The 11981-nt window shown below is 51.2% G+C and carries 13 protein-coding genes; 4 read left to right on the top strand and 9 right to left on the bottom strand.

Features of this window, described 5'->3' with window-relative positions; genetic code table 11:
• The first annotated feature begins 90 nt into the window (after positions 1-90).
• On the top strand, positions 91-666 hold the full coding sequence (pagP, locus tag ACKI5T_RS02975; protein ID WP_407435410.1) for a lipid IV(A) palmitoyltransferase PagP: 576 nt from the start codon (positions 91-93) through the stop codon (positions 664-666).
• Positions 667-857: 191 nt separating this feature from the next.
• Complete coding sequence (gene cspE / locus ACKI5T_RS02970; protein WP_000034826.1) at positions 858-1067, top strand: transcription antiterminator/RNA stability regulator CspE; 210 nt, start codon at positions 858-860, stop codon at positions 1065-1067.
• 220 nt (positions 1068-1287) lie between these two features.
• On the opposite strand, the gene crcB is transcribed toward cspE, so the two are convergent.
• Positions 1288-1671, bottom strand: coding sequence for a fluoride efflux transporter CrcB (gene crcB, locus ACKI5T_RS02965; protein WP_235135079.1), 384 nt, complete (start codon positions 1669-1671; stop codon positions 1288-1290).
• Between the two features lie 65 nt (positions 1672-1736).
• Between crcB and ACKI5T_RS02960 the strand changes: the two genes are divergently transcribed.
• Together ACKI5T_RS02960 and tatE are read left to right on the top strand one after the other, a co-directional pair.
• Positions 1737-2525, top strand: a complete 789-nt coding sequence (locus tag ACKI5T_RS02960) for a deaminated glutathione amidase (RefSeq protein ID WP_407435404.1) — start codon at positions 1737-1739, stop codon at positions 2523-2525.
• A 128-nt stretch (positions 2526-2653) separates the two neighbouring features.
• The gene (tatE, locus tag ACKI5T_RS02955; protein ID WP_012016562.1) at positions 2654-2857 is read left to right on the top strand and encodes a twin-arginine translocase subunit TatE; all 204 of its coding nucleotides are present in this window, start codon (positions 2654-2656) and stop codon (positions 2855-2857) included.
• A gap of 81 nt (positions 2858-2938) precedes the next feature.
• Here the strand turns inward: tatE and lipA are convergent, their stop codons facing one another.
• From lipA to mrdA, 8 genes are all read right to left on the bottom strand, one after another.
• A complete protein-coding gene (gene lipA, locus ACKI5T_RS02950) occupies positions 2939-3904 on the bottom strand; it encodes a lipoyl synthase (protein ID WP_012016563.1) in 966 nt (321 codons plus the stop codon).
• A gap of 203 nt (positions 3905-4107) precedes the next feature.
• Positions 4108-5061 (bottom strand): YbeF family transcriptional regulator, encoded by a 954-nt coding sequence (locus tag ACKI5T_RS02945; RefSeq protein ID WP_407435401.1) that lies wholly within the window; start codon positions 5059-5061, stop codon positions 4108-4110.
• A 299-nt stretch (positions 5062-5360) separates the two neighbouring features.
• A complete protein-coding gene (gene lipB / locus ACKI5T_RS02940) occupies positions 5361-6002 on the bottom strand; it encodes a lipoyl(octanoyl) transferase LipB (protein ID WP_407435399.1) in 642 nt (213 codons plus the stop codon).
• A gap of 94 nt (positions 6003-6096) precedes the next feature.
• On the bottom strand, positions 6097-6360 hold the full coding sequence (ybeD, locus tag ACKI5T_RS02935; RefSeq protein ID WP_012016566.1) for a DUF493 family protein YbeD: 264 nt from the start codon (positions 6358-6360) through the stop codon (positions 6097-6099).
• A 105-nt stretch (positions 6361-6465) separates the two neighbouring features.
• Complete coding sequence (gene dacA, locus ACKI5T_RS02930; RefSeq protein ID WP_012016567.1) at positions 6466-7677, bottom strand: D-alanyl-D-alanine carboxypeptidase DacA; 1212 nt, start codon at positions 7675-7677, stop codon at positions 6466-6468.
• A 139-nt stretch (positions 7678-7816) separates the two neighbouring features.
• A complete protein-coding gene (rlpA, locus tag ACKI5T_RS02925; RefSeq protein WP_407435396.1) occupies positions 7817-8926 on the bottom strand; it encodes an endolytic peptidoglycan transglycosylase RlpA in 1110 nt (369 codons plus the stop codon).
• 16 nt (positions 8927-8942) lie between these two features.
• Positions 8943-10055 (bottom strand): peptidoglycan glycosyltransferase MrdB, encoded by a 1113-nt coding sequence (gene mrdB, locus ACKI5T_RS02920; protein ID WP_012016569.1) that lies wholly within the window; start codon positions 10053-10055, stop codon positions 8943-8945.
• 2 nt (positions 10056-10057) lie between these two features.
• Positions 10058-11959, bottom strand: a complete 1902-nt coding sequence (gene mrdA / locus ACKI5T_RS02915; RefSeq protein ID WP_407435394.1) for a peptidoglycan DD-transpeptidase MrdA — start codon at positions 11957-11959, stop codon at positions 10058-10060.
• Positions 11960-11981 lie beyond the last annotated feature (22 nt).

Genomic DNA, 11981 nt, shown 5'->3' with positions numbered 1-11981 from the left:
AATAATTCGGACTTTCACCGATGTCGTTATGGTTTCATTCAATTAAAGTTTGTTAAAATTGTGCCGAATGCTAAAAATGGTAATTGTATTGTGACGGTAAAAAATAATATTTATTTGTTTGTGTTGTTTATTTTTGCACAGCTTACGCTTTCAACATCGGCAGTCGCGGATGAGACAACATCGCAAAAAGGGTGGTTCTCGACGTTCACCGACAACGTGACGCAGACATGGAATGAGCCAGAGCATTACGATCTGTATGTGCCGGCTATAACGTGGCATGCGCGTTTTGCGTACGACAAAGAGAAAACGGACCGTTACAACGAGCGCCCATGGGGTGCGGGTTTTGGTCAGTCACGCTGGGATGACGAAGGCAACTGGCACGGTTTGTATCTGATGGCGTTTAAAGATTCCTATAACAAATGGGAACCTATCGGCGGCTATGGTTGGGAGAAAACCTGGCGTCCGCTGGCAGATGATAATTTCCATTTGGGTCTGGGGTACACGGCAGGCTTTACGGCGCGTGATAACTGGAAATACATCCCCATTCCGGTGTTGTTACCGCTGGCGTCAATCGGCTACGGTCCGGCGACCTTCCAGATGACCTACATTCCTGGAACTTATAACAACGGAAACGTGTACTTCGCCTGGATGCGCTTCCAGTTTTAACTGAAAATTGTCCACAAATTAGTGTAAAAACAGACCTGTTTTGCGTGGGTTAAGGACAAATCGCCAGTCGATAAAATTAACGCGACTTTTGTCACTTTTTAACAAAGAACCTCTGGACAAAACGCGCCACAATTGTTGTACTGATACTCGACACAGCATTTGTGTCCATTTTTCATGCAAAGGTAATTTTGATGTCTAAGATTAAAGGTAACGTTAAGTGGTTTAATGAGTCCAAAGGATTCGGTTTCATTACTCCGGAAGATGGCAGCAAAGATGTGTTCGTTCACTTCTCTGCAATCCAGACTAATGGTTTCAAAACCCTGGCTGAAGGCCAGCGCGTTGAGTTCGAAATCACTAACGGTGCCAAAGGTCCTTCTGCTGCTAACGTAACTGCTCTGTAATTCAGACAGGTCAGCAAGAACTTCAAAACCCGCTCAATGAGCGGGTTTTTTTTGGCGTATCATCAGCTAAATAAATATAATCTTAGAAAACTGGCGACGATCAACACGCTCAGTAATACCATTCCCGCGCTCATCAAATTTTCTTTCATGCCATCACCCTCAATCAATATTGCGACAAGTGTGACAGAGAAAAATTAAGCCAACATTAATGCGATTGTGTTTAGTGCGCGCTTGCGGCGGAAAATAACCAAAATGCGAGCGCCGTCATCGCAAACGAACCCAGCATATTGACGGCAATGTTTGCCAGCGCCCAGTTTATGCGACCATCCTGCAACAAAAAAACCACTTCGGCAGAGAAGGTTGAAAAGGTCGTCAGGCCTCCGCAGAATCCGGTGGTGATCAGCAGCTTCCACATCGGGTCGATATGGGTCATTCGATTAAACCAGGCCAGCCCCATTCCAATGATAAAGGCGCCTATCAGGTTTGCCGTAAGCGTCCCCAATGGAATGGCCTGATGCATAGGGTTAAAGCGCATGCTGAGAAACCATCGCGCTACGCTACCTGTCCCACCACCAATAAAAACCGCTAAAAGGAGTTGTAACACGGTCAGTTCCTGCTATTTGATGTAGTAAGGGCCAAGTGTAGCGCTAATTAACTTAGGGGATAAATATGATTGTTGCAGTTGGGCAGTTCGCTGTAACGGCAGACTGGCATGAAAATGCGCGTCTCTGTGTCGCATTGATGGCGCAGTCGGCAAGCCAGGGCGCTGCATTGCTGGTGCTGCCTGAAGCCCTTTTGGCGCGTGATGATAACGATCCTGATCTCTCCGTTAAGTCTGCGCAGCGGCTGGACGGTGCTTTTTTGACGCTGTTGCTGGCGGAGAGCAAAAGTAACAGACTCACCACGATTTTAACGGTCCACGTTCCGACGACTCAGGGCAGAGCTGAGAACACGCTTGTCGTTTTGCGTGAAGGGAAAATCATTGCGCACTATGCAAAAATCCATCTCTATGATGCGTTCAATATTCAGGAATCCCGACTGGTTGACCCCGGGAATCAAATGCCGCCGCTGATTGAGATCGACGGCATCCGATTTGGATTGATGACTTGCTACGATTTACGTTTCCCGGAGATGGCGTTGAATCTTGCCCTGGCAGGGGCTGACGCATTGGTTCTGCCTGCGGCATGGGTGAAAGGCCCGCTTAAAGAGCATCATTGGGCAACATTGCTCACCGCGCGGGCGCTGGATACAACCTGCTATGTGGTGGCGTCTGGAGAGTGCGGCAATAAGAACATCGGGCAAAGCCGTGTGGTTGATCCGCTCGGGGTGACTATCGCGGCGGCAGGCGAGGCACCCGCGCTTGTGATGGCGGAGATTGACCGCGAGCGAATCGCACTCGCGCGTCGACAATTACCGGTGCTACGCAACAGACGGTTTGCGCCACCGCAATTATTATGACGTTTTTTTCATCAGTGCTTGATTCACCTTGTTACAGATTGCTATTGTGTCCGCGCGTCGAATGTCCGTTAATTAGATCAGGTTTTTTGGCGCAGTATGCAGCCTGTTTTCAGTGAAAGAAGGTATCTATGGGTGAGATTAGTATTACCAAACTGCTGGTGGTCGCGGCGCTGGTTGTTCTGCTGTTTGGTACCAAGAAGTTACGTACGCTGGGCGGAGACCTGGGTACGGCCATTAAAGGCTTCAAAAAAGCGATGAATGATGACGATGCTAATGCGAAGAAAACCGCAGATGGCGACGTTACGGCGGAAAAGCTCTCGCACAAAGAGTAATGGCAAAATCTTTCCAGGCATTCGGAAAGAAAAAAACCGGCTTAAAAGCCGGTTTTTTTATGGGTGAAGTGTAATAACTTGTTACTTTACTTCTTCGCCTTTCGCCTGCATATCAGCATGGTAAGACGAGCGAACAAACGGGCCGCAGGCTGCGTGGGTAAAGCCCATCGCCATCGCTTCGGCTTTCATCTCATCAAACTCATCAGGGCTAACATAACGCTGAACCGGCAAGTGGTGGCGGCTTGGCTGCAGATATTGGCCCAGGGTCAGCATGGTTACGCCATGGCGACGCAGGTCGCGCATGACTTCGATAATTTCAGCGTTGGTTTCGCCCAAGCCGACCATCAGACCTGATTTGGTCGGAATATGCGGATGTGCTTCTTTAAAGCGCTCCAGCAGCTTCAAGGACCAGTTGTAGTCAGCGCCTGGTCGTACCTGACGATAAACGCGTGGAACGTTTTCCAGGTTGTGGTTAAACACATCTGGTGGCGTCGCGGTGAGAATCTCCAGCGCACGATCCATACGACCACGGAAATCAGGGACCAACGTTTCAATCTTGATGCTTGGACTTTTCTCGCGAATGGCACTGATACAATCTGCAAAGTGCTGCGCGCCACCATCACGGAGATCGTCACGGTCAACGGAGGTAATCACCACGTAGCGAAGCGCCATGTCAGCAATGGTCTGAGCCAGCTTTAGCGGTTCGTTGGCGTCGGGCGCGACTGGACGACCATGCGCCACATCGCAGAACGGGCAGCGACGGGTGCAGATAGCTCCCAGGATCATGAAGGTGGCGGTACCGTGGTTGAAACATTCCGCAAGGTTAGGGCAAGAGGCTTCTTCACATACAGAATGAAGGCCATTCTTACGCATCGCCGCTTTGATACCCTGAATGCGTGAAGAGTCAGCCGGAAGTTTGATTTTCATCCATTCCGGTTTTCTTAACAGCGCTTCGCGCTCCGTAACCACGTTTTTAACCGGGATAAGGGCCATTTTATCGGCGTCGCGGTACTTAACACCGCGTTCCATCACAATGGGTTTACTCATAGCGTGCGTGTTCCAGTTGCGAAATCGAGGGAAAGCGTTTCAATTCAAGGGAATGTTGTATTTATCAACTATTTTTGAACGAACGACAGGCAGTATATCATTGATACGGACGATAAAGCAGCCTGTGAGGTCGCCAAATTGTAAAATAGTTGTTGTTTTGTGCCTTTGCCCCTATTGGGGCAGGCCGTGTGTTGGGCGGATCCTCAAAAAGCCTGGCGGACAATGTTGATAACATTTTCCAGCACCGGATCGCGAAGGCTGAGCTTGTTGTAATGCAGTGAGATCTCGATGGATTCTGCATTTAGAGGCGCGAAAGGAATTTGCTCGAGCGGCCAACAGTGGCGCAGCAGATTGTACAGTCGCGCAGGCATGATGGTAATCAAATCGCTGCTCCCAATCAGCGCGGCAATCGTGAACATATTGTAACTGCTAAAGCTAATCTGGCGATCCGGGAACAGATCGTTAATACGCTGGCGAAGATGGTTTAGATTATGCCCATCATTCATGAATAAAGCGTATTCATAGTCGCGCAAATTGTCCATGGTCGCGGTCTGGCTTAGCGCAGGATGATTTTTGCGGCAAACCAGCAGCAATCCATCGGCATAAAGGACACTGTGAGCCAGGGCGCGCGAGCCGAAAGAGTTGCTGTCGATGATCAGGTCCGTCTGGAACTGAGCAAGCTGCGTTTCGGTGTCATTAACCTGAATATTTCGCAGCAATAATTGCGGCGCTTCACGTTTGACTGCCTGATAAATCGTGGGCAAGACCAGCGCACCTACCGAAGGGGAGGTGCCAATGGTAATGGTCCGTTGCTTATCATAACTTCCGGTCAGATCCAGTGCGCCGAGAATCGACTCCAGCCCCTGGCTAATGTACTCATGCAGGTGAGTGGCATACGCAGTGGGCGTGACTCCCTGACCTTTACGTATAAAAAGAGGGTCAGGAAAAATAGCACGCAATTTTTGGATGGACTGACTAATTGCCGACGGGGTGAGATTAAGAATTTTCGCAGCATTAACGATACCCTTATGGACATATACTGCCTCAAAGATCGTTAATAAATTGAGGTCAATATTGCGTAAAGTCCGAAAAACTTGCGGCTTGTCTTGTCCGCCGGGATCAATCAGTCGTTTAGCTGGTAAATTATTATAATCCACGCTGTCACTCCGTATTCATTCACAATATGAATGATAGTTGAATTTATATATTATGCTTGTAGTGATTTTTAAAGTGTTTTGCGGATTCCACTTGTTTATCAAAATCAATCAGTTGCAGAATTACCGATCAAATGATGACCATTTATTCAGTAAATATTCATTTACTGAATAAAAAATGATGAAATTAGTTCCACTCGTTCAAGCGCTTCGAAAATATAGAATCTGCGGATTATTGTAAAGCTGAAAAGCGGCAAATACGCGATGGCCGACTAAATAAAGAGGCCATCATGTATTATATATTAAGCGGGAATATATTCGTGCGGTGGATTGTTTAGCAGCGCTAAAAGTTTACTCACCAGGAGGGGGCCAATAATACCCGGTGTGGCGGTTTCTACCCACTGACACATTTGGGTCATTTCCATTCCGGCATAACCGCAAGGATTGATGCGCAGGAAGGGGGAGAGATCCATGTTGATATTAAGCGCAAGCCCATGAAATGAGGACCCTTTTCTGATTCGCAAACCCAACGAGCAGATCTTCATCTCACCGACATACACCCCCGGCGCATTGGCACGCGGATGAGCGTCAATACCATACTCAGCCAACGTATCAACCACGGTTTGTTCCAGCAATGTGACCAATTCGCGGACACCCAGCTTACGACGCTTCAGATTCAGGAGAACGTACATGACCTGCTGACCAGGTCCGTGATAGGTCACTTGCCCGCCGCGATCACTTTGGATAACAGGAATGTCACCTGGAACCAATATGTGCTCTGCTTTTCCAGCCTGGCCTTGAGTGAAAACGGGATGATGCTCTACCAGCCAGATTTCGTCTGGCGTGTGGTCATTGCGAGAATCGGTGAAATCATGCATGGCCTGAGAGACAGGCTCATAGGGTTGCAGCCCGAGATAGCGGACAAGAATTTTATCCTGATACAAAACAGCAACTCCGGGGATGTAGCGACAAAAGGGTGTGGGGAGTATATCACAGAGGCTAAAGTGGGTTACCCGGCAAAGCGGGTAACCACGGGGATTACAGCACCATACGTACGATGTCGATATTACCAAGCTCTTCGTACAGCGTCTCAACCTGCTCAATATGCGTGGCAGTAATGGTAATTGAAACGGAATGGTAGTTGCCTTTGCTGCTCGGTTTTACCGTCGGAGAGTAGTCACCTGGCGCATGGCGCTGTACCACTTCAACCACCTGGTCAACCAGCTCCGGCAATGCCTGACCCATTACTTTGTAAGTAAATGAGGTTGGGAATTCAAGCAGTTCGTTAAGTTTGGTTTTCATGTCAGCTCCGGCAGTACATCAAAAATAATAACTCCCACAACGGGTGGGAGTTATCTGGATACCTAGTATATGGGGATGGAAATCACACTTTCAAGTGTTCAATTATTAGCCAAACCAGTGATGGAACATCAATTTAATGTAATCAATGATTTTACCGAAGAAATTGCCTTCAGGAATTTCGTCAAGAACAACCAGAGGGCGCTGATCGATGGTTTTCCCATCCAGCTGGAAGTTGATGGTACCTACAACCTGGTTCTTCTTCAGTGGCGCGTGGAGTTCACTGGTGTTGAGCACGTAGCTGGCTTTCAGGTCTTTCATACGGCCACGAGGGATCGTCAGGTAAAGATCTTTATCAACACCCAGCGATGCGCGGTCGTTGTCGCCAAACCACACTGGCTCAGAGGCAAACTCTTTACCGGCTTTCAGTGGGTTCACGGTTTCGAAGAAACGGAAGCCCCAGGTCAGCAGTTTTTTGCTTTCGGTTTCGCGGCCTTTAAAGGTGCGCCCCCCCATCACGGCGGAGATCAAACGCATCTGACCTTCGGTTGCGGACGCCACCAGGTTGTAACCGGCTTTATCGGTATGGCCTGTTTTGATGCCGTCAACCTTCAGGCTGTTATCCCACAGTAAGCCGTTACGGTTGGTCTGACGGATACCGTTAAAGGTAAATTCTTTTTCTTTATAGATGGTGTATTCGTTGGGAACGTCGCGGATAAGTGCCTGACCAATCAGCGCCATGTCACGCGCAGAACTGTACTGACCTTCAGCATCAAGGCCGTGAACGGTCTGGAAGTGGCTGTTTTTCAGACCCAGCGCGGAAACGTAGCTGTTCATCAAGCCAACGAACGCATCCTGGCTGCCCGCCGCAAAATCGGCCATCGCAACACAGGCATCGTTACCTGATTGGAGGTTGATACCACGGATTAGCTGCGATACGGGAACCTGCATGCCTGGTTTCAGGAACATCAGGGAAGAGCCTTTGAACACCGGGTTACCGGTAGCCCATGCATCGTTACCCACGGTAACCAGATCAGTCTCTTTGAACTTGCCCGCTTTCATGGCCTGACCGATGACATAGCTGGTCATCATCTTGGTGAGGCTAGCCGGGTCACGGCGTGAATCCGCGTTCATTTCAGCCAGCACTTTGCCAGAGTTGTAGTCGATCAGGATGTAAGATTCCGCGTCAATTTGCGGAACGCCAGGGATCATGGTTTTGATATTCAGGTCATCAGCGTGAGCAACTGACAGCGTTGCTGCGCAAAGGGCCGTGGTCAGCGCCATGCGCTGCAAAAAACGAGCGGAGAAAGTGGTCTTCATGGTCAGAACAACGACATCCGTGATGGAATTAAAAAAAGTGCCTTACTATAGCAAAAGCTATACAGGCAGGCATCCGACTTTCAGCACGAGTTTGTGAACGTTGGTTACACAAGCTGACAATTCGGATACCGCCGATTAATTAGTTTGCAACAGCGATAAACGACTGTAGTTGCGCTTCGCTTTGCAGACGTTGCTGTAACGCGCTGGCCTGTGACTTGCTGGCGAATGGGCCCATCTGGATACGCCAGACGGCGCCGTTTTGCACCACACGACCCGGAACGTCGAACTGCTGCGTCAGACGTTGTTGATACTGCTGCGCACGTGCCTGATCGCTCACAGCGCCGACCTGAACCACAAATCCACCTGCGGTAGAGGCTGCGGCTGGGGTAGCCGTATTCTGTGCAGCGACCGGAGCCACGACGGGAGCAGGTTGCGCGGCAGGTGTTGCAACGACGGGTGCTGGCGTGGGTTCACTCCCTTCCAGTACACCAGAAGCGAGCGTGGTCGGTGCCCCCAGGAAACCGCTGCTGTTTACAGGGGCGCCAGTCGTATCGTCACTTTTCAGCGTATCGTTGCTGATCGCGCGCACGTCGCCCTGAGGCTGCATCGGCTCAGGAGCCGAAGAAGCGCTACCCATACCCCCGCTTAAATCCGGGCGTGACGGCAGAGCATACGTCTGTTTGGCGACGGTGGTACACACCGTGCCTGGGCCGGAGAGCGTCCCGTCCTGCGCGACAATAATAGGATCGATACGCACTTTGGTATTGTTCGAGGTATTTAGACGGTCAGCCGCCGCGCGCGACAGCGAAATCACGCGGTCAGTGCCGTACGGTCCGCGGTCGTTAATACGCACCACAATCATGCGACCGTTGGCGAGGTTAGTGACGCGAACATAACTTGGGATAGGTAAGGTCGCATGCGCAGCGGTGATTTGCATGGGATCAAACGCTTCACCGGATGCAGTCTGGTTGCTGCCAGGCTCTGCGTCATAAATCGCCGCAAAGCCGGCCTGGCTGAAACGGGACGGATCCTGAACGATTTTATAACGCTTACCGTCGCGCTCGTAATCCTGATTTGCAGTCGCATTCAGCGGCTCGTAAACCGGATCGGCACCGCTGATTTCAACCACCGGAGCGTTACAAACCGCAGGCTGCGGCGGCGCTATGGTCGCCTGCTGTTGACCATCATCACTTGAACAGGCAGCAAGTAAACTTGCTGCGATGCAGACACCCAGCCACTGCTTGCGCATTGCAATCCCCTTATTTTTATACGCTCTTGGACAACATTTTTCTGTGGGTATGGATAGACATGACTATCCCGAACCCAGCCATCAAGACGATCAGTGCCGAGCCTCCGTAGCTTACCAGCGGGAGCGGCACGCCAACGACGGGCAGAATTCCACTCACCATACCAATATTTACGAAGACATATACGAACAGAATCAACATCAACCCACCGGCCATGACGCGCCCGAATGTGGTTTGCGCATGTGCGGCAATCCACAGGCCACGCATAATCAGCAGCAGGTATAACCCCAGTAAAATCAAAATGCCCACCAGGCCCAACTCTTCAGCCAGAACGGCGAAGATAAAGTCCGTGTGACGCTCCGGCAAGAATTCAAGCTGCGACTGAGTACCGTGTAGCCAGCCTTTACCCCGCAATCCACCGGAACCAATGGCAATCTTTGACTGAATAATATGATAGCCCGCGCCGAGCGGATCGGTTTCCGGATCAAGCAACATCATGACACGCTGTCGCTGATAATCGTGCATCAGGAAGAACCACAGTATCGGTATAAAGGCGGCGATCAACACCACCGCGATCCCAATCAACCGCCAGCTCAACCCGGATAAGAACAGGACGAACAGGCCAGATAATGCGACGAGAATTGATGTCCCCAGGTCTGGCTGCGCTGCCACAAGGAGCGTTGGCAAGAAAATCAGCACCAGCGCGATAGCGGTATTTTTCAGCGAGGGCGGGCAGACGTCGCGGTTGATAAAGCGGGCCACCATCAGCGGTACGGCGATTTTGGCAATTTCAGACGGCTGGAAACGCACAATCCCCAGGTCCAGCCAGCGCTGTGCCCCTTTTGAAATCGCCCCGAACGCATCGACAGCGATCAGCAGAATGATACAGACAAAGTATAGATAGGGCGCCCAGCCTTCGTAAACGCGCGGCGGAATTTGCGCCATTACTACCATGATCACCAGGCCCATCGCGATCTGGCCGATTTTGCGCTCCATCATGCCGATATCCTGACCGCTGGCGCTCCAGATTACCAGGGCGCTATACGTCAGCAATGCCAGCAGGATCAGCAGCATCGCCGGGTCGATGTGGATTTTGTCCCACAGCGATTTTCTGTTCGGATTATCCGTCATGATTATTGGTCCTCCGCTGCGGTGGCGGCTGGGGTTTCAGCAGGTAGCTCGGTGTTGTTATCGCCCAGCATAATATGGTCGAGGATTTGGCGCATGATTGTCCCGACTGCCGGGCCAGCACCGCCGTTCTCGAGAATCATCGCTACCGCAACCTGCGGATTATCATAAGGCGCAAATGCCGTCATGAGCTTATGGTCACGCAGACGTTCAGCGATTTTGTGCGCGTTATACGTTTCATTCGCCTTCAGGCCAAAGACCTGCGCGGTACCTGATTTCGCCGCCACTTTGTACGGTGCGCCTGCGAAGTATTTATGTGCGGTGCCGTTCGGACGATTCGCCACGCCATACATGCCGTCTTTGGCAATTTCCCAGAAACCGGAATGAATATCGCCCACAGGGGCTTCATGCGGTTGCGACCACGGCACTTGCTTCCCGTCTTCGATAGTGCTCATCAGCAGGTGCGGTACTTTCACCACGCCATCGTTAATGAGGATCATCATCGCTTTGCTCATCTGAATGGGCGTAGCGGTCCAGTAACCCTGGCCGATGCCGACCGGAATGGTGTCGCCTTGATACCACGGTTTTTTAAAGCGTTTGAGCTTCCACTCACGTGTCGGCATGTTCCCTGAGCGCTCTTCCGCCAGGTCAATGCCGGTGTAATGACCGTAACCAAATTTGCTCATCCACGCGGAGAGGCGATCGATGCCCAAATCATAGGCCACCTGGTAGAAGAAGGTATCCGCCGACTCTTCCAGCGATTTGGTGATATTGAGATGACCGTGACCCCATTTTTTCCAGTCACGATAACGTTTTTCAGAACCAGGCAACTGCCACCAGCCAGGGTCAAACAGGCTGGTATTGCGGTTGATCACGCCCGCACTCAACGCCGAGACGGCGACGTAAGGCTTAACGGTGGACGCTGGCGGGTAGACGCCTTGCGTTGCACGGTTAATCAGTGGGGTATTCGGATCGTTTAACAAGCCGGAATATTCTTTGCTTGAGATGCCATCAACAAACAGATTGGGATCGTAGCTTGGCATCGAAACCAGAGCCAGAATTCCCCCGCTACGCGGGTCGGTCACGACCACGGCCGCACGGCTGCCGGCCAGTAGCGTTTCAATGTACTGCTGGAGCTTGAGATCGAGCGTCAGGTAGACGTCGTGGCCTGCTTGTGGAGGCACTTCTTTGAGCTGACGGATAACGCGACCGCGGTTGTTAACTTCAACCTCTTCATAGCCCGTCTGCCCGTGCAGCACGTCTTCATAATAGCGTTCGATGCCGAGCTTGCCGATATCGTGGGTTGCGGCGTAGTTTGCCAGCTTGCCGTCTTTATCCAGGCGCTCAACGTCTTTATCGTTAATCTTAGAAACGTAGCCAATGACGTGCGTCAGCGCGGAGCCGTAAGGATAATAGCGACGCTTATAGCCCTTAACCTCAACACCCGGGAAGCGATACTGGTTCACCGCAAAGCGGGCGACCTGGACTTCCGTCAAATTGGTCTTCACCGGAATCGAAGTAAAACGGTGGGAACGTGCGCGCTCTTTCTTGAAGGTGGCGATGTCATCATCGGTGAGGTCGACCACCCCTTTCAGCGCATCCAGCGCGTCCTGCACATTATCCACTTTCTCCGGCATCATCTCGATTTGGTAGATGGTACGGTTTAACGCCAGCGGCGTGCCGTTACGGTCGTAGATAATGCCGCGGCTAGGCGCGATAGGCACCAGCTTAATGCGGTTTTCGTTGGAACGCGTTTGATAGTCGGTAAAGCGGACGATTTGCAGATTATAGAGGTTGGCGATCAGCACACCAGTCAGCAGCAAAATCCCGATAAAGGCGACCAAAGCCCGGCGCACAAACAGCGCGGACTCAGCCGAATAGTCGCGAAAAGAATTCTGTAGTTTCATCCGCTGCTTAATTTGCCCTGGT

Source organism: Lelliottia sp. (assembly GCF_045627565.1).
In the GTDB taxonomy this organism is placed as follows: Bacteria; Pseudomonadota; Gammaproteobacteria; order Enterobacterales; family Enterobacteriaceae; genus Enterobacter.
The sequence above is the reverse complement of the archived record's forward strand: the minus strand, read 5'-3'. Positions and strand labels throughout refer to the sequence as shown.

Bases quoted from the DNA above. Each gene is read 5' to 3' on its own strand.
- mrdA (WP_407435394.1), bottom strand. From the start codon at position 11,959: ATGAAACTACAGAATTCTTTTCGCGACTATTCGGCTGAGTCCGCGCTG.
- dacA (WP_012016567.1), bottom strand. From the start codon at position 7,677: ATGAAGACCACTTTCTCCGCTCGTTTTTTGCAGCGCATGGCGCTGACC.
- ybeD (WP_012016566.1), bottom strand. From the start codon at position 6,360: ATGAAAACCAAACTTAACGAACTGCTTGAATTCCCAACCTCATTTACT.
- cspE (WP_000034826.1), top strand. From the start codon at position 858: ATGTCTAAGATTAAAGGTAACGTTAAGTGGTTTAATGAGTCCAAAGGA.
- rlpA (WP_407435396.1), bottom strand. From the start codon at position 8,926: ATGCGCAAGCAGTGGCTGGGTGTCTGCATCGCAGCAAGTTTACTTGCT.
- ACKI5T_RS02960 (WP_407435404.1), top strand. From the start codon at position 1,737: ATGATTGTTGCAGTTGGGCAGTTCGCTGTAACGGCAGACTGGCATGAA.
- lipA (WP_012016563.1), bottom strand. From the start codon at position 3,904: ATGAGTAAACCCATTGTGATGGAACGCGGTGTTAAGTACCGCGACGCC.
- mrdB (WP_012016569.1), bottom strand. From the start codon at position 10,055: ATGACGGATAATCCGAACAGAAAATCGCTGTGGGACAAAATCCACATC.
- tatE (WP_012016562.1), top strand. From the start codon at position 2,654: ATGGGTGAGATTAGTATTACCAAACTGCTGGTGGTCGCGGCGCTGGTT.